General features: G+C 70.1%; 13 protein-coding genes. 7 read left to right on the forward strand and 6 right to left on the reverse strand.

Annotated features, from left to right (window positions below):
- Window positions 1–2: 2 nt before the first annotated feature.
- From ACZ7L5_RS05010 to ACZ7L5_RS05035, 6 genes are read right to left on the reverse strand one after another with little or no spacing between them, the layout of a single operon-like run.
- Window positions 3–3,191 (reverse strand): type I polyketide synthase, encoded by a 3,189-nt coding sequence (locus ACZ7L5_RS05010; protein WP_471514432.1) that lies wholly within the window; start codon window positions 3,189–3,191, stop codon window positions 3–5.
- Window positions 3,188–7,060: a type I polyketide synthase gene (locus ACZ7L5_RS05015; RefSeq protein WP_471514434.1), complete on the reverse strand. Its 3,873-nt coding sequence runs from the start codon at window positions 7,058–7,060 to the stop codon at window positions 3,188–3,190. The genes ACZ7L5_RS05010 and ACZ7L5_RS05015 overlap by 4 nt, the downstream gene beginning before the upstream one ends.
- Window positions 7,053–7,334 (reverse strand): acyl carrier protein, encoded by a 282-nt coding sequence (locus ACZ7L5_RS05020; RefSeq protein ID WP_328878163.1) that lies wholly within the window; start codon window positions 7,332–7,334, stop codon window positions 7,053–7,055. Before ACZ7L5_RS05020 ends, ACZ7L5_RS05015 begins: the two co-directional genes overlap by 8 nt.
- Window positions 7,331–9,130 (reverse strand): fatty acyl-AMP ligase, encoded by a 1,800-nt coding sequence (locus ACZ7L5_RS05025; protein WP_471514437.1) that lies wholly within the window; start codon window positions 9,128–9,130, stop codon window positions 7,331–7,333. Before ACZ7L5_RS05025 ends, ACZ7L5_RS05020 begins: the two co-directional genes overlap by 4 nt.
- The gene (locus tag ACZ7L5_RS05030) at window positions 9,099–10,172 is read right to left on the reverse strand and encodes an SDR family NAD(P)-dependent oxidoreductase (protein ID WP_471514439.1); all 1,074 of its coding nucleotides are present in this window, start codon (window positions 10,170–10,172) and stop codon (window positions 9,099–9,101) included. The genes ACZ7L5_RS05025 and ACZ7L5_RS05030 overlap by 32 nt, the downstream gene beginning before the upstream one ends.
- Complete coding sequence (locus tag ACZ7L5_RS05035) at window positions 10,169–11,176, reverse strand: hypothetical protein (protein ID WP_471514441.1); 1,008 nt, start codon at window positions 11,174–11,176, stop codon at window positions 10,169–10,171. The genes ACZ7L5_RS05030 and ACZ7L5_RS05035 overlap by 4 nt, the downstream gene beginning before the upstream one ends.
- Window positions 11,177–11,612: 436 nt before the next feature.
- Here ACZ7L5_RS05035 and ACZ7L5_RS05040 point away from each other — a divergent pair, with 436 nt between their 5' ends.
- The 7 genes from ACZ7L5_RS05040 to ACZ7L5_RS05070 all read left to right on the forward strand — a co-directional run.
- Window positions 11,613–12,620: a beta-ketoacyl-ACP synthase III gene (locus ACZ7L5_RS05040; protein ID WP_471514443.1), complete on the forward strand. Its 1,008-nt coding sequence runs from the start codon at window positions 11,613–11,615 to the stop codon at window positions 12,618–12,620.
- 61 nt (window positions 12,621–12,681) lie between these two features.
- Window positions 12,682–12,966 carry an acyl carrier protein gene (locus ACZ7L5_RS05045; protein WP_328878158.1) on the forward strand — a complete coding sequence of 95 codons (285 nt, stop codon included), beginning with the start codon at window positions 12,682–12,684 and terminating at the stop codon, window positions 12,964–12,966.
- Between the two features lie 38 nt (window positions 12,967–13,004).
- Window positions 13,005–14,273, forward strand: a complete 1,269-nt coding sequence (locus tag ACZ7L5_RS05050; RefSeq protein ID WP_471514445.1) for a beta-ketoacyl-[acyl-carrier-protein] synthase family protein — start codon at window positions 13,005–13,007, stop codon at window positions 14,271–14,273.
- A gap of 62 nt (window positions 14,274–14,335) precedes the next feature.
- Complete coding sequence (locus ACZ7L5_RS05055) at window positions 14,336–15,628, forward strand: cation:proton antiporter domain-containing protein (RefSeq protein ID WP_471514447.1); 1,293 nt, start codon at window positions 14,336–14,338, stop codon at window positions 15,626–15,628.
- A gap of 556 nt (window positions 15,629–16,184) precedes the next feature.
- Window positions 16,185–16,748 (forward strand): carbonic anhydrase, encoded by a 564-nt coding sequence (locus ACZ7L5_RS05060; protein WP_471514449.1) that lies wholly within the window; start codon window positions 16,185–16,187, stop codon window positions 16,746–16,748.
- 94 nt (window positions 16,749–16,842) lie between these two features.
- On the forward strand, window positions 16,843–17,997 hold the full coding sequence (locus ACZ7L5_RS05065) for an aminotransferase class I/II-fold pyridoxal phosphate-dependent enzyme (RefSeq protein ID WP_471514451.1): 1,155 nt from the start codon (window positions 16,843–16,845) through the stop codon (window positions 17,995–17,997).
- A gap of 48 nt (window positions 17,998–18,045) precedes the next feature.
- On the forward strand, window positions 18,046–25,815 hold a 7,770-nt coding region (locus ACZ7L5_RS05070), incomplete at its 3' end, for an amino acid adenylation domain-containing protein (RefSeq protein ID WP_471514453.1).

Consider the following 25,815-nt stretch of genomic DNA (forward strand, 5'->3'; position numbering starts at 1 on the left):
AGTTATCGTCCCTCTTCGGAGTCGAGCGCCGTCATCAGACGGTCGAGTTCTTCCTCGGACAGTTCGTCGAGGTGGTCCAGGGCGTGCCGGGCCTCGGCCGAGGTGGGGCCACGTGTCGCGCCGGCCGTCGCGAGGGTGTGGGCGACCTCCCGCAGCGTCGCGCCCTCGGTGAGCACCGTGATCGGGATCGCCGCCCCCAGGTCGCTCTCCAGGCGGTTCTTCAGCTCCACGAAGGACACCGAGTCGACGTCCAGGTCCCGTGCGGACCGGTCGGGGAGCAGCACGGCGGGGTCGGCGCGCATGATGTCGGCGAGGTGAGTTATGAGCCGCTCCAGGACCGAGTCCACGTCCAGAGCGGGCGCCGCCGCATTCATCGGATCGTCCTTCCCGGTGCCCGACGTGCTGTCAGGTGCGGAGCCGGAGACCCAGTGCGAGCGGTGCTGCCAGGGATAGGTGGGCAGCGGCACCATCGGGCACGGGCCGGGGAAGACGGCGGACCAGTCCACTTCGCTGCCCGCGGACCACAGCTGTCCCACCGCCGCGTGCAGTCCGGGCAGTTCGTCCTGGCGGCGGCGCAGGGTGGCCACCGTGTGGATGCGTCCGTCCCCGGACCTGGCCTCGGCCAGGTGCTGTATGTGGGGGAGGAGCGCGGGGTGGGGGCCGATCTCCACGAAGCAGGTGACGCCGTCGTCGATCATCGCCTCCACGGCGTCGCTGAAGCGGACCGGGAGAGCGGCGTTGGCGGCCCAGTGAGACGCTGTCAGATCGCCGCCCGCGTGCGCTGCACCCGTCACCGTCGAGTACAGCGGCACCTGGCCGGCGGTGGGCCGCAGGGTCCGCAGCTCCTTGTGCAGACGTTCCGAGACGGGGCCGAGCGCCGGACTGTGGAAGGCGTAGTCCGTGTCCAGGCGGGTCAGGCGCCAGTCGGACAGATGCGGCAACAGCGCCTCCAACTGCGGTGTCGGCCCCGCGATCACGGTGCCCTCCGGGCCGTTCAGCGCCGCGACGCCCACCTCGCTGCCCGGCCCGTCGGGGTGCCGGCGGGCACGGGCCAGCGCATCGGCGACCTGGTCGGCCGACGCCCGCACCGCGTACATCGCTCCGCCGGAGGCGTGCACATGCAGCGCCTCGCTGCGGGCCATGATCACTTCCACGGCCTGTTCGCGGGTCAGCGCGCCGCACGCGAGCGCGGCCGACACCTCTCCCACGCTGTGTCCGCAGACCGCGTCCGCCGTCAGGCCCCAGGCGTTGAGCCTTGCCGTGAGCGCCGCCTGGAGGGCGGCGATCGCGAGTTGCGCGAACCGGGTGTCCCGCAGCGCCTCCTCGCACGCGGGACTCGAGAGCGTTTTCAGCAGCGGAGGCCCGCCCGCCTCGCCGATCCTCCGGTCCCAGGCGAGCAGTTCGTCCCGGACGAGCGCGTCCCGCTCGGCCAGGGCCACACCCATTCCGGCCCACTGGCCGGCCTGGCCCGAGTAGACGAAGCCGAGCCGCTGCGGTGTCGAGGGCGTCCCGGAAGCCAGGCCGCCGTGACTGTCCGCCGCGCGCTGCAGGGCCCCGGCCAGGGCGTCGGGGCTCGCCGCGGTCACGGCGGCACGCCAGGGATGCGGCTGGCGTCTGCGCGCCGCGGCGGCCATCACGGCGCGCACCTGCGAGCCGTCCAGGTCCCGCACATGGGAGGCGAACCGGCGCAGCGCGTCCGCCAGTGCCGGGCCGGATCGTGCCGAGACCGGCAGCAGCACGGGCTCGTCCCCGGTGTGGGCACGGAGGGGTCCCGCCGTGTCCCGCTGGTGGTTGCGGACGGCCGGGACGGCGTCGGGATGGGCGACGATGAGATGCGCGTTGGTGCCGCCGAAGCCGAAGGAGCTGACGGCGGCATACCGCTGCTCGGACGGCTGCCATGTCTCCAGGCGGCGGGGGATGTCGAAGCGCTCGCCCTCCAGCTCGATGAAGGGGTTGACCTCCTTGAGATTGATCTGTTCCGGCAGCCGGCCGTGGCGCAGCACGCCGAGGGCCTTGATCAGCGAGGCGACTCCGGCGGCGGACTCCAGATGACCCAGGTTCGCCTTGACCGAGCCGAGCCAGCAGGTGGGGTCCTGTGCGCCCCGGCCGCCGTAGACCGCGCGCACGGCCTCGTACTCGATGGGGTCGCCGAGCGGTGTCCCGGTGCCGTGCATCTCGACCATCGTGATGTCGCCCGCGTCGAGCCCCGAGGCGTCCAGCACCTGGCGCATCAGGTGCTCCTGTGCGATCGGCGAGGGCGCGGTGAGGCCGTTGGTGCGGCCGTCCTGGTTGGTCGCGTCGGCGAGGATCACGCCCTCGACCGGGTCGCCGTCCGCCAGCGCGTCCGACAGCCGCCGCAGGACCACCAGGCCGGCGCCCTCGCCGCGCACCATGCCGTCGGCGTCCGCGGCCAGGGCCTTGGTGCGTCCGTCCGGGGCCAGCGGCAGCGCGCGGCCCGTCATCGTGGTGGACAGCGGGGACAGGATGAGGTTGACGCCACCGGCCAGCGCCCGGTCGCACGCGCCGTTCCGCAGGGCCTGACAGGCGAGATGGACGGCGACGAGTGAGGAGGAACAGGCCGTGTCCACCGCCATGCTGGGGCCGCGGAATCCGAACTCGTAGCTGAGCCGGTTGGCGATCAGACTGCGTGCCCCGCTGCCGGTGGACAGCCTGCTGCCGATGTCGTCCCGTGCGGCCAGGGAGGCCAGCATGTAGTCCTGGTGGCCGACACCGACGAACACCCCGGTGACGGACCCGCTCAGTTCCCGGGCCGGCCAGCCGGCCCGCTCGACGGCCTCCCACGCGATCTCCAGGAGGACGCGCTGCTGCGGGTCCAGCAACTCCGCCTCGACGTCACCGATCCCGAAGAAGGCGGCGTCGAATCCGTCGACGTCGTCGATCTGTCCGGCGTACTGAGTGAGCCGGGCGTAACCCGGGTCGTCCAGCCCGGTGAAGTCGATGCCGGCCCAGCGCTCACCGCGCAACGGCCGTACCGCGTCGCGGCCCTCTGCCAGCAACTGCCAGTACTCTTCGGGCGTTTCGACCCCGCCGGGCAGGCGGCAGCCCGAGGAGACGACGGCGATCGGCTCTGTGCGTGACCGTGCTTCCAGCTCCGAGACACGTGAGCGAAGCGACCGGATGGTCTCAGCAGCGCGCAGCAGTGCCTGGTCGGTCGTGGTGTCGGTGTTCATGCCTTCCCCCGTGGCCGGCCGTCGAGTTCTGCCAGCAACTGGCTCAGGGCGTCGGAACCGGCGGTCCCCGGGCGCGTCATCGCGTCCTGGGCGGCGCCGGGCGCCACCTGCTGTGCCTGCTCCGTCTCCTGGACGATCCGCCCGAGCAGGGCGTCGGCGAGCTGGCGGATGGTGGGGTGCGCCCAGACCAAGGTGGCCGAGAGCCGGATGTCCAGCTCCTTCTCCAGCCGGTTGCGCAGCTCCACGCCCATCAGCGACTCGAGCCCCATCTCGGCGAAGGACAGGTCGTCCGTGGCACCCTCGCGCAGTCCGTTCGGCAGGACGCTGTCGAGCGTCGTGTGCAGCCAACTGCCCAGTGCCTGCCGCCGCTCGGTGTCGGAGGGCAGCGACAGCAGCGTCTGCCGCAGCTCACCGCCGGAGCGGGCACGACCTCCGGAGCCGATGTCGGCCGTCTCCTCCGGATCGTCGGTGCCGCCGCGCTGCGACAGCTGTGCCAACGCCATGTGCTGCACCTGCGCGAGCAGGTTGCCCGCCGTGGAGACGAACGCCAGATCCATGAGCACCTCCCCGTCGCACTCCCGCAGCTGTCCTTCCGCGACGGCGCCGTCCGCCGTCCACAATGCCGCCGAAGCGTGCACCGCCCCGACGCGGGAGACCGCGACCAACTCCGGGTCGATATCCGTTCGTTCGGCCAGCAGCGCCCGCGCCACGGCGGGCAACGCCCGGTCCAGCACACTGGCCAGGGACGCGGGCGACGCGGTCGGCGGCGGAGCGGGCACGTTCACCTCGCACCTGACGGTCGCGGTGACGTCCGGCAGGGGTGCCGGCGGCCGGGCGCCGACCGTGCACGACGCCGCCGTCGTCCAACGGCCGGCGCGCCGGAAGAGGAACCGCACCGCGGCGGAGCGGGCGGGCCGCCGCGAACCGTTCCCTCCCAGGTGCACCACCAACTGCCGCGGCACGCTCGGTTCGGCGGGCAGCGGCCGGTGCATCTCCAGGTCCTGGACGAACGCGGCGTCCTCGACGCCGGCTTCCCGCGCCGACCAGAGTGCCGCCGCCACGAACTCCGCGACGGACACCGCGGGCTCGCCCGCCATCAGGTGGTTCTCGCGCGTCTCGGGCAGGCTGAGGCCCGCCAGGTACGTCCCGGGCTGGAAGGACGCCTCCGTGAGGATGCCGGGACCGGCGCCCTTCGTGCCGTCGGCCTGCCCGGCCGCCGGCGCCCGGTAGACGTGGGTGCGCCGGAAGGGGTGGACCGGTAGACGCGGGGCCCAGGCGTGGGTCACCGCGTCGGCGGCCACCCTCGGATGCAGGCCCCGCTCGAACAGGGCCGCCTCCACCTCGCGCAGCCCGAGGTCACCGCGCTGGTCGCGATGACCCGTGGCGAGCGCCACGGCACCCTCGCCCTGGGCCTCTAGGGACTCCCGCAGCGCGACGAGCAAGACCGGGTGCGGACTGATCTCCAGGACGTGGGTGACACCGTCGTCCGCCATGGCCGTGACCGCTCCACGGGCACGGACCGGGTGGGTGAGGTTGTCCTGCCAGTACCGCGCGTCCAGGGGTTCCTCGTACGACCGGCCGTGCACCGAGGAGTAGAACGCCGGGCCCGAGCCGGGCTCAGGTGCGTCCACGCTGCCCAGCACCCGGCCGAGCTGTTCGGCCGGCCCCTCCATGAGAGGGCCGTGGGAGGGGTAGTCGACCTTGACCCGGCGGGTGTCGCGGCCCCGGCGCTCGAACTCCGCGAGGGCCGCCGTCAGCGCGCCGTCGTGCCCGGAGAGCACACAGGAGCGGGGACTGTTGTCGGCGGCGACGGTGACGGGACTGCCCAACTGAGCCAGAATCTCGGCCGCTTCGTGCGCGCCGGCCTCCACCACGGCCATACCGCCGGTGCCGCGAGCCGCATCGACGGCGTCGTTGCGGGCACGCAGTACCCGGCAGGCGGTGGCCAGTTCGAGCCTGCCCGCGACGACGGCCGCACTCAGCTCACCCATGCTGTGACCGGTCACGGCATCGGGCTGGATCCCCAGGCCGGCCAGTTGTGCGGTGAGAGCGAGCTGCACCGTGAAGATCAGCGGCTGTGCCACGCGGATGTCGTCGAGGTCCGCCGACTCGGTCCCCTCCAGCGCCGCGAGCGGGCTCCAGCCCAGCATCGGCGCCAGTACGGCGTCGACCTCTCGCACCCGCTCGGCGAAGGGCGGGCAGGCGCCCAGCAGTTCGCGGCCCATGCCGTCCCACTGCGAACCGTGCCCCGAGTACACGAATCCCAAGGACGGGGACGCGCCCGTCCGGGTGTGCGGGGCGTCGCGGGTGCCGTCCCCGATCGACGCCAGCTGGTCCAGCAGCTCCTGCCGGCCGGCCGCGACCACCCCGGCACGCCACTCGAAGGCAGTGCGGTGTGCGGACGCCGCCCGCGCCGCCTGCCGTACGTCCTCCCAGTCCTCGATGGAGCCCAACCAGTCCGCCCAGTCGCTGGCTGTCGCTGCCAGCGACTGGGCGCTCCGGGCCGACAGTGGGAGAACGACGGGCCCGGAGTTCGCCCGCGCGCCGACCTGCACGGGGGATTGCTGGTGCGGCGCGCGGGCGAGTACGACGGAGGCGTTGGTGCCTCCGAAACCGAAGGAGCTCACGGCGACCGCGGAGGCGTCGGCCGGCAGGGGGATGTGGCCGTCCGACATCGCGAGGCCGAAGCCGTCCAGATCGATGCGCGGGTTGACCTCGCGCAGATGGGGATTGCCGGGCACAACGCCGTGCCGGAGCACCAGTGCGGCCTTGATCAGGCCAAGTACGCCTGCCGCTGCCTCCAGGTGGCCGATGTTCGCCTTGATCGATCCCACGGGCAGCGGCGGCCTGTCCTTGCCCACCGCCCGGTCCAGGGCGGCGCCCAGCGCCCGGCCCTCGATGGGGTCGCCGAGCGGGGTGCCGGTGCCGTGCAGTTCGACGTACCCGAGGCTCTTGGCGGACCTCACTCCCGCCTGCCGCAGCGACTGCACGATCAGCTCGGTCTGCGCACGGCCGCTGGGGGCGGTGAGCCCGTTGGTCCGTCCGTCCTGGTTGACGCCGGACCCCTTGATCACGACGTGGATGTGCTCGCCCGAGGCCAGCGCGTCCTCCAGACGGCGCAGCACGACCGCGCCACCGCCCTCGGAACGGACGTAACCCTGACCTGAGGCGTCGAAGGTTCGGCAGCGGCCGTCGGCGGCCAGCGCGGTCAGGCCGGCCGCGCCCAGCTGCGGGACGGGAGACAGCAGCGCGTTCACGCCACCCGCGATCGCGAGGTCGCACTCACCCGACCGAAGGCTCTGGACGGCGAGGTGCACGGCGACGAGGGAGGACGAGCAAGCGGTGTCGACGGTCATCGAGGGACCGCGCAGGTCCCAGAGATAGGAGAGGCGGTTGGCGGTGATGGCGTGGGAGAGGCCCGGGTTGGTGTACGGGCCCTGCATCTCGTGCGTGGACTGCCCGCTCAGGAGCATCGCGTGATCGTGCGTGGCCTGTCCGAAGAAGACGCCGGTACGGCTGCCGAGCAGATCTTCCTGTACGACTCCCGCGGATTCCAGGGCTCGCCAGGCGACCTCCAGGGCCAGCGCCTGCTGGGGATCGATCCGGGCCGCCTCGCTGGGCGATATGCCGAAGAACCCTGGATCCCAGCTCTCCAACTCCGCCAGGAATCCACCCCATTGGGCGCCCGTGGCCCGTGAGCCGGCTGTGGTCACCTCGGTGTACATGGGCTCCCGGTGGCCGGGCACCGGGGTGATCTCGTCCCGCCGCTCGTCCAGCAGCCGCCACAGTGCGTCGACGGTGTCGGCGCCGGGGACCCGGCAGCCGAGTCCCACGACGGCGACCGCGCCGTCCTTGCCGTCCTCAACCACGGGCGGGCTCCGGCGTCGCGAGGGTGTCGGCCAGGAACGCCGCCAGGCTGTTGACGGTGGGATGGTCGAAGAGCCACTCGGTGGGCACCTCGATTCCCAGCTCCTCGGTGACCGTGCCCGCGAGTCCGATCAGGGCGGCGGAGTCCAGACCGAGATCCACGAACGTGGTCTGGCGGTCCACTCGTTCCTCCGCGGCGAGGCCCAGTTCGCCGGCGATCGACGCCTGCACCACGGCCGAGATGTCGCGCTGAGTCATGTTGGCCTCGGCGGTCACCGCGGTCCCCCCTTGCTCGTCTCTCCCCGGTGCCAGAGGGCCACCGGCTTGAACTGATCTGCGCTCCAGCGTTGTGCGGCCTCGGCACGCCGGAGCTTCCCGCTGGTCGTGCGCGGCACCGCCCCGGACCGGACCACCGCGACCGCGGCGGGCGCGATTCCGTGCTCTTCGAGGACGGCCCCGCGAACCGCCGCCAGGACTTCGGCGTGGTCCGCCCGGGGGCCGTAGGTGAGCAGTTCGCAGGCGAGCACGACCTGCTCGTCCTGGTCCTCCCTCTCGCGGGTCGCGAAGGCCACGGCCCGCGCCACCAGTTCGTGGCAGCCCTCGGCCGTGGCCTCGAGGTCCTGCGGATGGTGGTTGGTGCCGCGGTGGATGATCACGTCCTTGATGCGGCCGGCGATGCAGAGCTGGCCCTCGTGCCAGACCCCGAGGTCCCCGGTGCGCAGGAAGCTGCGTCCCTGGAGCGCGGGCTCGTCCACCGTCGCCCGGAAGGTCTCCCGGGTGGCCTTCTCGTGTCCCCAGTAGCCGCCGGCGACACTGGGCCCACTGATCCAGATCTCGCCGACCTCGCCGTCCGGGCGACGACGGGAGGTCTCCGGGTCGACCACGGCCACCTCGATGTCCGGGGCGATGCTGGATCCGCATCCGACGAGCTCCGTGCGCAGGGTCTCGGGCCGTGCGTCCTGAGCCTCCCGGTAGGCCCGGCCCAGGGTCGTCCTGTCCACCTCGCCGAGTGCCGGCGCGGCCTGCCGGTCCAGACAGGTGACGACCAACGTTGCCTCGGCCAGACCGTAGACCGGCATCAACGCGTGCGGATCGAAGCCGTACGGCCCGTAGGCCTCGGCGAACGCCGTGACCGTCCTGCGGCGCACCGGCTCCGCGCCGTTGAGCGCATGCCGGAGCCCGGACAGGTCGAGGCCCTCACGGTGCTCCTCGGGGACCTTCTGCACGGCGGTCGCATAGCCGAAGTCGGGGGCGATGGTGAAGCTGGACCGGGTCTCACTCAGCGTCCTCAGCCAACCCAGCGGGTTGCGCAGGAAGCCGGTGGGCGTCGACATGTGCAGGCTCATGCCGGCCGTCAGCGGATGGCAGACCATGCCGATCAGACCCATGTCGTGGAACAGCGGCAGCCAGCCCGCCGCCGACTGACCGGGCCCGGTCCCCAGGTTGCGCCGGATGTGGGCGATGTTGTGGGCGAGGTTGGCGTTGGACACCATCGCGCCCTTGGGGCTCGACGTGGAGCCCGAGGTGTACTGGAGCAGCGCCAGTTGCCGCGGCCGGGTCCGCACCGGGCCCGCCTCGCCGTCGGCGTCCCAGGGGATCTCATCCGGTGCGATCACCAAGGGGGCCGACCGAGCGGCGTCGGCGACGGCTCGGACGCGGGAGTGCAGTTCCGGTGCGGTGATGACGGCCGAGGGCTCGCAGTCGCGCAGGATCTGTTCCAGCCGGTGGTCCCACGCCCTGCCGGCCCGCATGGTCGACATCAGCGGCGGGTGGAAGGTGACCGCCACGGTGTCGGCCAGCAGGCATCCGAAGAAGGACGCCACGTAGTCCACGCCGTTGGGCAGCGCGATCAGCACGAACGGGCGGTCGTGTGTGCGGGACGGCAGCTCGTGCAGGACCGCGCCGACAGCCGCGGCCTGCGCGTACAACTCGGCGTAGGTGCGCCGGTCCTGTGTCCCGTCGGGGCGGTCGTACACGAGTGCCGTGGTGGAGGACAGCTGCTCCGCGTGCGAGGCCAGGGCGTGGCCGAGGGTGAGGTGCTCAGTCGTGGTCTGCGACGCTGCGGAGGGCACTGCCCCGCCTCCCTTCGGACCCCAGGGCGCTTATCAGTCCGTCGACCTCCAGCTCGGTCAGCCAGTTGTCGACCGAGGCGACGGAGTCGTGCAGCGAGGTGGGGCGGAACCCCAGCTCCCGCTGGGCCCGGCAGGTGTTGTAGAAGAGCCTGTTGACCGACAGCGCCGCGTTCTCGGGAACGAGGAACGGCGATCGCAGCGGGTCCTTGCGCATCGCGGCCACGACCGCGCCGACCCGGCCGGCTGCCCGCACCAAGGTGTCGGGCACCGCCCGCTTCGGCGGCGCGCAGCCCACGACCTCCGCGATCTGGTGGAACAGCTCCCGGTAGGTGAGGTTCACCGACGAGACGATGTAGCGGGATCCCGGCGTGCCGCGCTCCATCGCGGCCCGCATGCCGAAGTTCATGTCGTCGATCGAGGTGAAGGCGGCGCCGCCCAGCGGATAGGCGACGAGCTTGTTCTGCCGGGCGCTCTCGATGAGCATCGCCCAGCCGTAACGGCGGTCGCTGTACGGGGCGATGCAGGCGCTGAGGTTGACGATCACCACTTCCGGGCCGCCGGTGCGCCAGCCGCGCAGCAACTCCCGCTCACCGGCGCGCTTGGTGATCATGTAACTGTTGACGCAGCTGGAGCGGGAGATGTCGAAGTTCTCGTCGGCGATCTCACCCGGTGGCGGATAGCCGATGGCGGAGATCGAGGAGGCGTGCACGATACGGCGTACCCCGGCCGTCGTCGCGGCCTTGACCAGGTTCGCGCAGCCCTCGACGTTGACCTGCTCCATGAGGGAGTGCAGCTTGTTCAGCGTGATGGCGATGCCGGCGAAGTGGTAGACCTCGTCGATGCCCTGGAGTGCCGTTTCCAGCGAGGCGAGGTCGGTGACGTCGCCGCGGCGGATCTCGCACCGGTGCAGGTGGTGCTCCAGTCCGCCCGGCCCTTCGCCCGGGCGGAGCATGCAGACGACGTCCGCGCCGGATTCGATGAGGTGACGGGCAAAGGCGGAGCCGAGACTGCCGGACGCTCCGGTGATCAGCACGCGGGTCACAGCGAGAGGTCCTTCCCGTAGACGGCGTAGGTGCGCGCCGCGCCGGTCTTGGTGTGCGCGAGATAGGCCCGGCTCTGCCAGTTGTGCTCGTGGACCCAGGTGGTGTGCATGTCCCGGTAGGAACCGACGCGGCCGAGGACGACCTTCGCGATCTCGCCGACCAGGACCCGGCCGACGCCCTTGCCCTCGTACTCGGGGCGGGCGCCCATCATCAGCACCACGGTGCCCCGGATGCCGGCCTTGAGTTCCTCGTAGCGGGCGGCGAACTCGTCGGTGACGGTGCCGCCGGCCACCTTCAGCAGCTCGTTGCCGTCGGCCGCGAGCATGCTGAAGGCGACGGCGCGGCCCTCGTGCTCCACGATGCGGGTCAGGCGCGGATCGATGAGCTCGCGCAGCTCGTCCAACTGGAACCGCAGGACGGGCTTGCTGATCGGGACCATGTCGTGGTTCTCGGCGAAGGCGGCCGCCAGCAGCTCCTGGACGAGGTCGACCTCGTTGTCCCAACGCTCCGGGTCCAGGTCGCGCACGGTCAGGCCGAGCTTGTCGCGCAGCTCCTCGCCCCTCCGGACGAGCGGCTCCACCAGGGATGAGTCACGCTCGCCGTGCCAGCTGAAGGTGTTGGTGCGGAAGTCGGGTCCGTACCCCGCGTCCTCCAAAAGCTGCCGGTAGTAGGGCGGGTTGTGCGGCTGGAACACGGCCGGCCGGTTGTCGTAGCCCTCCACCAGTAGCCCGAACTCCTGCGTCGCACAGTACGAGTAGGGGCCGGCGACCCGTTCCATGCCGCGCTCGGCGACCCAGGTCTCGGCGGTGCGCAGCAGGGCCGAGGCGACGTCCGGGTCGTCCACGCACTCGAACCAGCCGAAGAAACCGGTCTTGCCGAAGCGCTCCACGTAGGCGGGGTCGATCGTGGTGGAGATCCGGCCGACGGTCCTGCCGTCCGAGTCGAGCGCGAGGAAGTGCTCGATCTCCGCCTCCGCGAAGTAGGGGTTGACCGTTGCGTCCATGAAACGGCGCACGTCCGAGGACAGTGGAGGAATCCATTGGTCATCGCCGAGCTCACGGTAAAGGCGTGGCGCGAAGCTGATGAATTCCTCTGTCATCTCGTCGCCGCGAACAGGAACCACTGACGGCACGGCTATTCCTCCCTGTCGGAAGTACTGAGGACGGATCCGTCCGATCGCCACGTATTAAGTGGGTTCTTGGAATGAGGCGCAGTGAAGCACGACGGGGCGGGGACCGGCAATGAATTTCTGGCTGACCGGGCCGCATTTCGTCCACCTTACGTCTCTGAGCTGCGAGAATGCGACTCGACATGACAGTCATTGCCACTTTCTCGGCGTTAATGGTAGTCGTTTTCAAGGCTTCGAAATGAATTCAGAGGGCCTGTGGAAATACTCTTGAGACCGTGTTACTTTCGTCCGCCGAAGGAGGTGATGAGTCATGCAGAAGAGTGCTGTGCTCTGCGGTCTCGGCGCCTATCTGCCGGAAAAGGTGGTGACCAACGATGACCTCGCGAAAATCATGGACACCACGGACGAGTGGATAGGTAGCCGAACCGGAATCCGCGAGCGCCGCGTCGTCGAACCCGGTATCTCCACCGGAGATCTCGCCGTTCAGGCGGGGGCCCGGGCGCTGAAATCCGCCGGAGGTGAACCTGTCGATCTGGTGATCCTCGCGACGAGCACGCCGGACCACCCGTGTCCCGCCACCGCGCCCTCCGTGGCGCACCGGCTGGGCCTCGTGGACACCCCGGCGTGGGACCTGTCCGCGGTGTGCAGCGGCTTCCTGTACGGGCTGACCGCCGCGAGCAGCTTCATCGCGGCCGGCAACGCGCGACGTGTCCTGCTCATCGGGGCGGACGCGTTCTCCACGATCCTGGCACCCGCCGACCGCGGCACCCGGCCCATCTTCGGGGACGGGGCGGGCGCCGTCGTCCTGCGCCGCGGCGACCCGGACGAACCCGGCGCCCTGGGGCCCTCGGTCCTCGGGAGTGATGGCTCCCTGAGGGAGCTGATCACCGTTCAGGCGGGCGGCTCCAAGGAGCCCCTCGATCCGGCCGATCCGGAACAGGAAGGCCGGTACTTCACGATGCAGGGGAGGTCCGTCTTCCGGCACGCCGTCGGCCGTATGACCGCCGTTGCCGCGGAGGTGCGAGAGCGGGCCGGCTGGCGTCCCGAGGATGTCGACTGTCTCGTCGCGCACCAGGCGAACCGCCGGATCCTCCAGGCGGTTGCCGAGCGTCTGGCGCTGCCCATGGAGCGCTGCGCCCTCCACCTCGACCGCGTCGGGAACACGGCCGCGGCATCCATCCCGCTGGCCATGGCCGACGCCGTGGCCGGCGGACAGCTCAAGCCGGGCCACCGGGTCCTGCTGACCGCCTACGGCGGCGGAGCCACCTGGGGCGCGGCCGCGCTCACCTGGCCGAGCGTCACACCGCAGCCCGACTGACGCGATCGCGTCGCGAACGGCACAACCACCACCCCTAGTCACACCTACCGAAGGGAACACCGTGACTGCCTCCGTGCACCCCTCCGCCGAGCAGCTCCAGGACCAGCTGCGCTCCGAGCTCGTCACGCGATTCGGTGTCGAGGACGCCGAAGTCACTCCGGAGATGACCTTTGGAGAGCTCGGACTCGACTCCCTGGCGCTGGTGGAACTCTCCGACGTGCTCCAGAGCGTGCTGGAGATCCCCATCGCCGACGACGACTTCAACGGCGAGCAGAAGATCGCCGAGGTCGTCACCCTGCTCCAGGACAAGCTCGTCGAACACGCCGGCGCGCAGGGCCAGGTATGAGCGACGGGCCGCACACCCGAGCTGTCGAAGGGGCAGCTGTGACTGCCGGGCCATCACGTAGCGGCCCGGGCCGGCGGCGCCGAACGGAGCCCTTCCACGCCGCCATCACCGGTATCGGCATGATCACCGCGGCGGGCCCGGACACGGCGCGGACCTGGGAGGCTGTCGTCCATGGCCGTCCCACGACTGCGGTGATACCGGAACTGGCCGGAATGCCGGTCCAACTGGCCTGCCAGGCATCGGCGTTCGACGGGGACGCGGTCCTCGGCCGGCGTGCCGCCTGGCGGCTGGACCGCTGCACCCAGATGGCGCTGGTCGCGGGCCGCGAGGCGGTAGCCGACGCCGGCCTCGACCCGGCGCGGTGGGACGGTGCCCGCGTCGGTACCGTGCTGGGCTCCGCACTGGGCGGCATCGGCACCTGGCAGCGAGAGTACGACCGGCTGCGCGAACTCGGTCCCGAGCGGATCTCGCCGCTGACGATCCCCATGTCGCTGCCCAATCTGATCGCCGGCCAGCTGGCCACCGACCTCCAGGCCTGCGGACCGAGCCTGGTCACCAGCACTGCCTGCGCCTCCGGGACCACGGCCCTCGGAGTCGCCCGCGATCTCCTGCGCCACGACAGCTGCGACATCGTCATCACCGGGGGCGCCGAGTCCAGTCTCGTGCACTCCGTCGTCGCCGCCTTCGCCCGCGCGGGAGCGCTGTCCCGCAACACAGAGGACCCCGGCAGGGCATCCCGGCCCTTCGACGTGGACCGGGACGGATTCGTCATCGCCGAGGCCGCCGCCATCCTGGTGCTCGAACGCCCCGACCACGCGCGGGCCCGGGGCGCCCAGGTCCATGCGTACGTCAGCGGGTACGGTGCCTCGGCCGACGCCGGACACGAGACACGGCCGGACCCGGAGGGGGCGGGTGCCCAGCGGGCGGTGGAAGCCGCCCTGCGGGACGCGGAGTTGTTCCCGATCGAGATCGACCACGTCAACGCACACGGCACGTCGACGCCGCTCAACGACCTCGCCGAGGGGCGGATGGTGCGGCGCGTCATCGGCGGACACCCCCTGGTCACCGCGGCGAAGGGCGTCACCGGTCACTCCCTCGGCGCGGCCGGCGCCGTGGAGGCCGCGCTCACCGCCCTCACCCTCAAGCACCAGGTCGTGCCCCCCACGGCCGGTCTTCGAGAGATGGACCCGGCTGTCGATCTCGACGTCGTCCAGGGCACCGCACGCGAGCAGACGGTGGAGGCGGCCCTGAGCAACTCGTTCGGATTCGGCGGACAGAACGCCGCTCTCGTACTCACCCGGGCTTAGGGGCTGACATGCAGAACGTACAGCTGGCCACCGCGGACGCCAATGCGCAGCTGGTCCTCGATGTGCTGCCTGCCGTCCTGGTCATCCTGGTGATCTCCGCCCTGGTCGGAAAGCTCTTCGTCATCATGGGCCAGCCCCGGGTTCTCGGCGAGATGATCGCCGGCATCCTGCTTGGCCCCACCTTGCTGGGGCGCGTGGCACCAGACGTCAAGGAGTCGCTGTTCAGCGCGGACGTGAAGCCGGTCCTCTATGTGCTCAGCACGATCGGGCTGACCCTGTTCATGTTCCTCGTGGGCGTCGGCCTGGATCATCACAAGGCCCCCAAGGGCTATCAGGGCACGGCCGTGTATCTGGCCGTGTCGAGCATCCTGCCCGCGATCGCCGCCGGCTTCGGGGTTGGCCTGGTCTTCTACGACAACCTGTCGTTCGAAGGGGTCAGCCCGACGATGTTCGCGCTGTTCGTCGGCGGGGCGCTCTCGGTGACCGCCTTCCCCATGCTCGCCCGCATGCTGTTCGACAACGGTCTGGAGCGGACGTCCCTCGGCGTTCTGGCGCTTCTGGCCGCCGCGGTCGATGACGCGGTCGCCTGGTGTCTGCTGGCCTTCCTCCTCGCCTTCCACAACGGCGGAGCTCTCGACCAGAGCATGCGCACCGTGCTGCTCACCGCGGCCTTCGCGGTCTTTGTCCTGACCGTGGGCCGGCGACTGCTGGGCAGGCTGGGCGAGCAGGTCGAACGCAGCGGCATGCTGACCGGCGGTCAGTTCTGCATCCTGCTGGTGGCGGTGCTCGGCGCGGGCCTGACCACCGAGAAGATCGGCGTCCACGCCGTGTTCGGCGGGTTCCTGGTCGGCCTGGCCATGCCCCGCGGCGCAGTGATCCGACGTGCCCTGAGAGAACGCCTCCTGGACACCGTACAGATCCTGCTCGTGCCCATCTTCTTCGCCTTCTCCGGTCTCAACACCCAGATCGACGGGTTCACCGATCCCGCCACGTTCCTCCCGCTCGTCGCCCTGATACTGGCCGCTTTCGTCGGCAAGTACGCGGGCTGCATCGCGGTGATGAAGGCGCGCGGGTTCAGCTGGCGCGAAGGATCCGCCATGGGTTCCCTGATGAACGCCCGCGGGCTCATGATTCTTGTTTTCATCAACGTGGGATTTGCACAAGGGGTCATCAGCCAGAAGGCGTTCTCCCTATTGGTGCTGGTCGGCCTGGTTACCACTGCCAGTGCGCTCCCGCTGTGCAAACTCTCGTTGGGCGGAAGGTTTCCCTCCGCGGACAACGATGACCAGAACCGAGCGGTATCGGTTAGCGTGGACAGCCGCTCCAGCATGGGAGGCGCGCGAGCACCCAAGTGACTGATTAGCGATTCAACTACGTGAAGCCAACGGGGGAAGGCTGTAGATGGCGCACGCCGGTTTATTGAAAACTCTGGTCAGGTGGCTGCTGCCGCTGCTCATGTGCGGGCACGCCCTGCTCGGCCACGCCGCGCCACTGCCGGAGATGCAACCACCGCCTTCGGCCGGAGCGCCGGCCCAGCACAACGAGGGCACGGAGAGGCATGACGACCGCCCCTCGGCGCCCACCACGGTCTGCGAAATTGAGGGTGAAGCGACCCTCCAGACACAGCGGATGTCACACCAATGTGCCGCTGGGCCACCGCTCTTGGTGTCGCTCAGCCCATTGAGGGACAAGGCGCCACGTGGGCCACCCTGGAAGCCTACTGCGGCACGTCAATCGATTGTTCTGCATGACGGAACCATCAGGTCGAAGCTCCAGATGTGGTTGCTCTGAAGCGGTCACGTTCAGACGCGTTCTGTTCGTAAACCACCGCGACAGAGGGACGACATCATGCGCACCCCACGTTCATCCCGGTCGGCTCTGCCACGCCAGCGCTCACGAGCTCGCGACCAGATGAGCCAGGAACTGCCCAAAGTCCTGTTCATCTCCTGTACGGAATCCCGCCTGGCACCGCAGAGGTTCGTCCCCGATCCGGAGCAGATCTATGAAGTGCGGAACATCGGAAACATAGTCCTCCCGTACAACCCACGTATCGTCTCAGGAGACATAGCCACGATCGAATACGCGCTCACCCTCCCGGACCTCAAAGACGTCGTCATCTCAGGGCATTCCGACTGCGCCGTGGTCGCCGCACTCCTCTCCCAGAAAAGTGTCTCGTCCTCCATGCGGAGGTGGCTCTTCGTGGGGAACTCCCGAGCGGCCAGCCGAGAAGCAGTCGGCGCGCGGGCGGGCGCGGACCTCGACGCCGAGGCCTGTGACCGTGCGGCCCGTGCCCACCTTCTGACGCAGCTGGCCAACCTGGCCGGCTATCCCGGTCTGGAGTCCGGCCGGCGCGGCGGGGACCTCCGCCTTCGGGCGCTGTTCCATTCCTCCGAGACGAGGGCCACCGAAATTTACTCCCCGCGGGACAACTCCTTCGTCCCCCTCACCCGTCAGGTGCCCAGCGCGGCGCGGTGAAGCCGGCTCAGCAATGAATCGAGCGTGAGGAATCATCCCGCGCTCTCACCGGCCCCTGCCCAAAACAGGGAGCCTCCCGACGAAAGGAATCGACTTGAGCGGCGCCGGCAGTCTCGCGCTGACCAACCTCACCAAGTACGAAATGCTTGCGCTCGATGGCGAGTTGAACGTGAGCGACGGTCATCCGCGACAGAGTCTCTCGTCCACCCAGCACCGCATTCTCCAGCGAATGCCGGAGATCTTCGCGCGGGCCGCGGAGGAACAGTTCGTCGACATGGAACGACGAGCTCAACGCACCTTCCTCGACTCCCTCGGGCAGTTGAGGGCCCCCGTCGAGGCAGGTCGGGTCCACTCCAGCTACGCATCGTCCGTGGCGATGGACGTGGTCGCACGTTCCCTGCGCCCAAGAGTGCGGACCATCGGGCTGATCCACCCCACCTTCGACAACATCCCCGACCTGCTTCTGGGCTGGGGCCATCAGCTGGTCCCCCTGGAGGAGAAGGCGCTCACCGAGGGCGAGATACCAGAGCTGCAACGGCTCGACGCCGTCTTCCTCACCGTGCCCAACAACCCCACCGGCACCACCATCGGAACCGAGGCCCTGCGCCAGATCGCCGTCACCTGCGCCGGCCGTGGCATACCTCTGATCCTCGACACCTGCTTCCGCGGATTCACCCCCCAGGACCGTCCCGACATGTACGCGCTGCTCGACGAGACCGGCGTCGAGTGGATCATGATCGAGGACACCGGCAAGCTCTGGCCGCTCCTTGAACTCAAGCTCGGCTTCATCTCCCACTCCCGGCAGTGCTCCTTCGACATCGTCGAGAACCTCTCCGACGTCCTGCTGAGCGTCAGCCCCTTCGTGCTGTCCCTCGTCACCGAGTTCGCGGCGGACGCACGCGACGGCGGCTACGAGCAGATCCACTCGCTCATCCGCCGCAACCACACGGTGCTGGACGAAGCCCTTGCGGACACCGACGCGTCGCTCGCCTCCCGCTCGTGCGACGTCAGCGTCACCCTGGTGGAACTGCCGGACCACCTGTCCTCCCGCTCCGTCTGGCGGGAACTGCGCCATGCCGGACTGCACACCCTGCCCTGCGACCCCTTCTTCTGGGCCGACAAGCGCCAGGGCGAGCGATACCTCCGCGTGGCCCTGAGCCGGGACACCCCAGTGATCGAGAAGGCCGCCGCGCTGTTGCGGGACTACTTCCTCTCCCAGCGACTCGGCTCCGCTTCCCGGACGGCCTGAGCGCCGCACGCATCCGCCCCCATCCGTTCCACTGAGCAAGGGAGAAGCATGTCCGTCGAGCCCGCCGAGACCTACCCGCTGTCGGCCGCGCAATCCGAAATCTGGATCGCGCACCAGATCGCGGCCGACTCCTCGGCCTACAATCTCGCGGACTTCGCGGAGATTCACGGCGAGCTCGACGACATCGCCCTCCGCGCCGCCCTGTCGCAGGCCGCCGAAGAAGCCCGAGCCTTCCACACCCGGTTCACCCTGCGCGACGGCAAGCCCGTACAGACCCTGCCGGCCAACCCCCGCTGGTCCGTCCCCCTCACCGACCTCACCGGCGAACAGGACCCCAGGGGCACGGCGCTGGAGTGGATGCGCCAGGACGCCCGGACCCAGGTCGACCTGCTGCGCGACCCCGTCTACACCGACCGGCTGTTCAAAGTGGCAGCCGACCACCACCTGTACTACCGGCGGGCCCACCACATCGTGGTGGACGGCTACAGCGCCGCGCTGATCATTCGGCGCGCCGCGGACCTCTACACCCGCTTCTCCCAGCACCTTCCCGCGGGCGAGCCTCTGCCGGACATGAGCACACTGCTCAGCGACGACATCACCTACCGCGCGTCGAGCAGCTACGCGGACGACCGGACGTTCTGGACTCAGCGACTCGCGAACTGCCCCGAGCCACTGTCGCTGTCCAGCGGCCGGTCGACCGACCAGCAAGAGCGTCTGCGGCACACAGGGGCCCTCGGTGACGAGGACTTCGACGCGCTGCGTGCGGCGGCCCGCCGGCACCGCACCAGCTGGCCCGTGCTGATGATGACCGCTCTCGGCCTCCTCGTGCACCGGCTCACGGGCAGCACCGACCTCGTCATCGGCCTGCCCTCCAGCGCCCGGACAGGGGCGCAGCGAGACACCCCCGGCATGGTCTCCAACATGGTCCCCTTGCGCCTGGCCTTCGACGGGGGCACGACACTGGGCCAACTCGTCGAGCGGACCGCCCGCGAGGCACGTGCCGCGATCAAGCACCGTCTCTACCGCTACGAGCAGACACGACGCGACCTGGCGGTCCCCACCAACCGCCGCCTGTGCGGCCCACACCTCAACATCATGCCGTTCGCCAACGAGTTCAATTTCGCGGGGCATCCGGCGACCCTGCACAACCTCACGATCGGTGCCGTGGAAGATCTGGTGCTCGGCGTCTACCCCGACGGCGAAGGACTCCGCATCGACCTCGACGCCAACCCCCGGCTCTACGGCCCCGACGAGCCGCTCGCCCTCCACAACGCCTACCTCGCACTGCTGCGCAACCTTGCACCAGTGGGAGCCGAGACCCCCGTCGCGACGATCGGCATGGTGCACCCAGCGCATGCCCGGGCCACGGACACCGGCAACGAGCTCGCTGCCGATCACACCACCCTCCCCAACCTCTTCGAACGCTCCGCCGCCCGCACCCCGCACCACCCGGCGATCAGCCACGACGGCCGGACGTTCAGTTACGCGGAGGTGGACACACGCGCCAACCAGCTCGCCCGGCTGCTCGCCTCCTCCGGTGCGGGGCCGGGCGAGCATGTCGGTCTGGTACTGCCCAGGGGCCCCGAACTCGTCATAGCCGTCCTCGCCGTCCTCAAGACCGGTGCCGCGTATGTGCCGGTCGACCCCGACTACCCGGAAGCGCGCATCGTCTTCACCCTCACCGACGCGGCCCCCCTCGTAGTCATTGGCACGGCGGCGACCGAGCCGGTCCTGGCACGCGCAGAGGACGTCACGGCGCCCGTACTGCTGCTGGACGCCCCCGCCGTACAGCAGGCCCTCGAGCAGCAGTCCGGTACCCCGCTGGGGCAAGGCGACCGCAGCACACCCCTGCACCCGTCCCACCCGGCCTACGTCATCTACACCTCAGGTTCCACCGGCACACCCAAGGGTGTGACCGTCACCCACCACAACGTCATGTCACTCCTGACCGCCGCCGAGTCGCACTTTTCCTTCGGCGCGGACGACCGGTGGACGCTCTTCCACTCCTACGCCTTCGACTTTTCCGTATGGGAGATGTGGGGAGCCTTCCGCGACGGTGGCGCCGTGGTGATCGTGCCCAAGGACATCGCCCAGGACCCGGGACGCTTCCTCCACCTGCTCGTCGACGAACAGGTGACGGTGCTCAATCAGACACCCTCGGCGTTCTACGAACTCGTCCGAGCCGACCAGGACAACCCACTGCTCGGCGACGCCCTGAGCCTGCGCACGGTCGTGTTCGGTGGGGAAGCCCTCGACCCGGCACGCCTCGCCCCCTGGTTCGACCGGCACCCGGACGACACCCCTGCACTGGTCAACATGTACGGCATCACCGAGACGACCGTGCATGTGACCCACCGCCGGCTGCGCGCCACCGACGCCCTTGACGGACGCTCCAGCGTGATCGGCTCCGGCCTGCCCGGCTTCCGGCTGCACCTTCTGGACGTCGGCCTCCAGCCCGTCCCGGACGGTGTCGTGGGCGAGCTCTACATCGCCGGACCCCAGACCGCGGCCGGCTACCGGACGCGCAAAGCGCTGACCGCCGGCCGGTTCGTCGCCGATCCCTTCGCCGGTGACGGCACCCGCATGTACCGCAGCGGTGACCTCGCGCGGCGTACGAGGGACGGCGGCTTCGAGTACGTCGGACGCGCCGACGGCCAGATCAAGATCCGGGGCTTCCGCATCGAGCCCGGTGAGATCCAGGCCACCCTGCACCGCCACCCCGCGGTCGCCGAGGCAGCCGTCGTCGCCCGCCAGGACGAGGGCCGGGACCCGCGACTGGTCGCCTACGTAGTGCCCGCCGCCGACGACACAGCACCGTCCCAGCACGACGAGATCGTCAGCGGGTGGGCCTCCGTCTACGACCGCCTCTACGACGGCGGACAGGACGCGGCCCCCTTCGGTGAGGACTTCTCAGGCTGGGACAGCAGCTACGACGACGGCACCTCGATCCCGCTGGCCCAGATGCAGGAATGGCGCGCGGCCACGGTGGAGCGCATCGCGGAGCTGGGCGCCCGGCGCGTGCTGGAGATCGGGGTGGGCTCCGGCCTGCTGCTGTCCCAACTGGCCGCCGACTGCGCCGAGTACTGGGCGACCGACCTCTCCCCGGTGGTCGTGGAACGCCTGGCCCGCCAAGTGGCCGGCGAGTCCGCGCTGCGCGGCAAGGTCCGACTGCGTGCCCAGCGCGCCGACGACCCGAGCGGACTGCCCGAGGGCCACTTCGACGCCATCGTGCTCAACTCGGTCGTGCAGTACTTCCCCTCGGGGGAGTACCTGCTGAGCGTCCTGCGCGGAGCCGCCAGGCTCCTGGCACCAGGCGGCGTCCTGTTCATCGGAGACGTACGCCATCGCTCGTTGCTGCCCACCCTGCGCACCGCCGTCCAGCTGGCCCGCGGCGGCTCTGACGCGGATCCCGCCCAGGTCCGGCACGCCATCGCCGAGGACCTGCTCAGGGAGACCGAACTCTGCCTCGACCCCGGCTTCTTCGCCGCGGCCGCACAGCACATTCCCGGCCTTGCCGAAGCCGAGACGTACCTCAAGCACGGAACCCATCACAACGAGCTGACCAGGCACCGCTACGACGTGGTGCTGCGCTCGGCACCCGCCGCCGCACATGCCCACCCCACGCGGCTGACATGGGGTTCGGACGTCGCGGACCGCAGCGAGCTGCACCGACGCGTGCGGCAGAACAACGGCCACCTACGGATCGACGGCATCCCCAACGCACGGCTCGCGGCCGAACACGCCGCAGTTGCGGCACTCGAACAGAACCCGCACGACATCCGCGAGGCCCACGCGGCACTGCACGACACCGCCCACGCCGTCGACCCCGCGGAACTGGAGGACATGGCGCGCGAGTTGGGCCTCCACGTCCGCTTCACCTCGTCGCACGGCAGTGGCCCGCACCACTTCGACGCAGCATTCAGCACCGTCGGCACGCCCCGACTGACCCTTCCCGAACCACGCCCCGACGAGGCCGACCCGGGCCGGTACACCAACGACCCGGACGGCGCCCACCGCCACACCGCGGTGATCCCTGCCCTCCGGAACTGGTGCGAGGAGCAACTGCCCGCCCACATGCGCCCCACCGCGTTCGTACTCCTCGACCGGCTGCCGCTGACCGCCAACGGCAAGATCGACCGGGCAGCGCTGCCCGCACCGGACTTCCTGCGCACCGCCGGCATCACGCGCGCCCCCGCCAACGAGCGTGAACGCGTGCTGTGCGATCTCTACGCCGAAGTGCTGGGCCTCGAACGCATCGGAGTCGACGACAGCTTCTTCGACCTGGGCGGCCACTCCCTGCTGGCAACCAGGCTCATCAGCCGTATCCGCACAGTTCTGGGTGCCGGTGCGGAGATCCGCACGTTGTTCGAGAACCCCACCGTCGCGGCGCTCGCCCGGGCATTGGAAGCCACGTCCACCCGCCCGGCACTCGTCCCGCAGGACAGGCCCGAGCGTATTCCCGTCTCCTCCGCCCAACGCCGTATGTGGTTCCTGCAACGCATGGACGAGGACACCCTCGCCTACAACATGCCTGGCGTCCTGCGCCTACGCGGACCTCTCGACCACGGTGCCCTGGAGCAGGCCTTGGCCGACCTGGTGACCCGGCACGAGACTCTGCGCACCATCTACCCGGAGCACGCGGGAGAGCCCGTGCAGTGTCCGCTGGCCCCGGAACGGGCGTTTCCCCGTGTGGAGGCCGTGGACGTGGAGGCGTTCCCGGACGCCGACGCGCTCCTACTCGAAGCACTGGCCGGCTTCGACCTCGCCACCCAGACACCCTTGCGAATCCGGCTCTACCGCAAGTCACCCGACGACCACCTGCTCCTGCTCGTCGTCCATCACATCGCCGCGGACGGCTGGTCGCTCACCCCGCTCCTCAAGGACCTGGCGACTGCCTATGACGCACGCCGCGCGGGCACCGCTCCCGAATGGGAACCGCCGGCCGTGCATTACGCGGACTACACCCTCTGGCAGCGGCATCTGCTGGGCGACGAGGAGGACGCCACGAGCCTGGCCGGCCGGCAACTCGCCTACTGGCGTACGCAGCTGGCCGGGCTGCCCGACCAACTCGCGCTCCCCTTCGACCACCCACGCCCAGCCGTCGCCGACCCGCGAGGGAAGACGACCGGCATCAGCCTGGATGCCTCGGTGCACCGGGGTGTGGTGGCGTTGGCCCGGGAGTGCGGGGTCAGTGTCTTCATGGTGCTTCAGGGCGCCGTGGCCGCGCTGCTGACGCGGCTCGGTGCGGGGGAGGACATTCCGCTGGGGTCGCCGGTCGCCGGGCGGATGGACGAGGCGATGGACGATCTCGTGGGGTTCTTCGTGAACACCCTGGTCCTGCGCACCGACACCTCGGGCAACCCCACCTTCCGTGAACTGCTCGAACGCGTCCGGGAGACCAATCTCTCCGCCCACCAGCATCAGGACGTCCCCTTCGACCGGCTGGTGGAGGTGCTCAACCCGCACCGGTCACCCTCCCGGCACCCGCTGTTCCAGGTGATGCTCGCGCTCCAGAACAACCCTGAGCCCGCACTGGAACTACGCGACCTGGACATCGACTTGGAGCCCCTCGACCCCGGCGTCGCCCGCTTCGACCTCACCTTCGACCTCACCGAGCGCCACACCCCGGAGGGCGAGCCCGCCGGAATCGACGGCCGACTCACCCATGCGGCGAGCCTCTTCGAGACCACCACGGCCCACGCCCTCACCGACCGGCTGGGTCGGCTGCTGAACGCCGTCCTGACCGACCCGGACCGACCCCTCGGCGACCTGGACATACTCACCGCCGAGGAGACCCGGCGCCTCGCCGAGCAGACGCGACCGCTCCAACTTCACCTGGCCGGCGCGGACATACCCACGCTCTTCGCTCGGCAGGTCACCCTTCGGCCCGACGCGATCGCGCTGACCACCGAGGCGGAGAGCCTGACGTACGCCGAACTCGACGCGCGCGCCGAGCGACGCAGCGTACAACTGACTCGCTACGGCGCCGCTCCTGAACGGGTGATCGGCATCGCCCTGCCTCGCGGCGTCGAGCAGATCGTCACGATCCTCGCGGTGCTCAGGACCGGCGCCGCCTTCCTGGCCCTCGACCCCGATCACGCCGGTGACCGCACCACCTTCATGCTGCGGGACACCGCCCCGGTGTGTGTGGTGGCCGGCCCCGCCACCGAACACATGGCGCGGGACGCCGACCCCACCACGACGCTCCTCGTTCTGGACGAGACGCGACACCCACTACCGCTGGAGGACACCCCGGCACTGATGCCGCCGCACCACTCGGCGGGCACCGCACGGGCGGCGGCAGTGCTGTACACCTCGGGATCAACGGGCGTCCCCAAGGGCATCGTGCTCACCCACGACAACGTGTCGAGCCTCGTGGCGGCACTCCAGCAGGAGCACCCACTGAGCCCGCAGGACACGGTGCTGCACAAATCGCCGCTCCACTTCGACGCGGCCGTCGAGGAGATCTTCTGGACGCTGCTGACGGGAGCCCGACTCGTCATGGCTCCGCCCGGCGCCGACCGTGACCCCGCCAAGCTTGCGGAACTCGTCCGACGGCACCACGTGACGACCCTCGACATCGTGCCGGCCGTTCTCGACCTGCTCGCCGAGGAACTGTCGCACACACCCGCGCCCACGCTCCGGCGCGTCATCAGCGGCGGCGACACCCTGTCCGCGGCAACCGTGCGCAAGCTGCGCGCGGTGTCCGAGGCCGAGCTGATCAACGCCTACGGCCCCGCCGAATGCACCGTCAACGCCACCACCTGGAAGGCACCCGCCGAGCTGGGCTCCCAGGCCCCGCCCATCGGAACGGCGGCCCCGAACACCCTTGTGTACGTCCTGGACACCGGCCTCCGGCCCGTGCCCGACGGTGTGTTCGGTGAGCTGTACATCGCCGGCGAGGGAGTGGCCAGAGGCTACGGCAACCGTGCCGGCCTCACCTCCGAGCGCTTCGTGGCCAACCCCTTCCTGTCCGGGTGCCGCATGTACCGGACCGGCGACATGGCCCGTCGCAACGGCGACGGACACCTGGAGTTCGCCGGCCGCGCCGACCGCCAGGTCAAACGGCGCGGTGTGCGCATTGAGCCGGCCGAGATAGAGACAGCCCTCGCCGCCCACGAGGCAGTCGACTCCGCCGTCGTACTGACGCGGCAGGGAACCCAGGGCCAGGACCTGCTCGTGGCCTACGCCGTCACCCCTGCCTCTCCGGCGCCGACGTCGCCCCAGCTGCGTACGTATCTGGGGTCGAAGCTCCCTGAGTTCATGCTCCCCGACGTCATCACGACCATGACCGAAATGCCCCTCACCGGCCACGGCAAGGTGGACGTCGAGGCACTGCCCGAACCCGACTTCACGCCCCGAACGACCTCCCGGGAGCCGGCCACCGCACAGGAACACGTGCTGCTCGCTCTCTTCTCCGAGGTCCTGCGCACCCCGCACCTCGGGGTCCACGACAACTTCTTCGACATGGGGGGCCATTCGTTGTTGGCCACCCGTCTGATCAGCCGCATCAGGACAGAACTCGGGGTCGAGCTCCCCATCGCCACCCTCTTCGAGGCACCGGACGTGGCCGCCCTCGCGCGCCGCATCGACGAAGCCGGCAGCAGCTCACGTCTCCCCTTGATCGCGTTGCCGCAGCGCCCGGATCCGCTGCCGCTGTCCTACGCACAACAGCGCATGTGGTTCCTCCAGGACCTCAGCGCCGGCGACCTCCGCTACCACCTGCCTGGTGTGCTTCGGCTGGTTGGTGGGGTTGATGTGTCGGCGTTGGCTGGGGCGTTGGTGGATGTGGTGGGTCGGCATGAGGTGTTGCGGACG

Source organism: Streptomyces sp. NPDC107528, from assembly GCF_055639295.1.

Bases quoted from the DNA above. Each gene is read 5' to 3' on its own strand.
- ACZ7L5_RS05010 (WP_471514432.1), bottom strand. From the start codon at position 3,191: ATGAACACCGACACCACGACCGACCAGGCACTGCTGCGCGCTGCTGAG.
- ACZ7L5_RS05035 (WP_471514441.1), bottom strand. From the start codon at position 11,176: ATGGACGCAACGGTCAACCCCTACTTCGCGGAGGCGGAGATCGAGCAC.
- ACZ7L5_RS05040 (WP_471514443.1), top strand. From the start codon at position 11,613: ATGCAGAAGAGTGCTGTGCTCTGCGGTCTCGGCGCCTATCTGCCGGAA.
- ACZ7L5_RS05060 (WP_471514449.1), top strand. From the start codon at position 16,185: ATGAGCCAGGAACTGCCCAAAGTCCTGTTCATCTCCTGTACGGAATCC.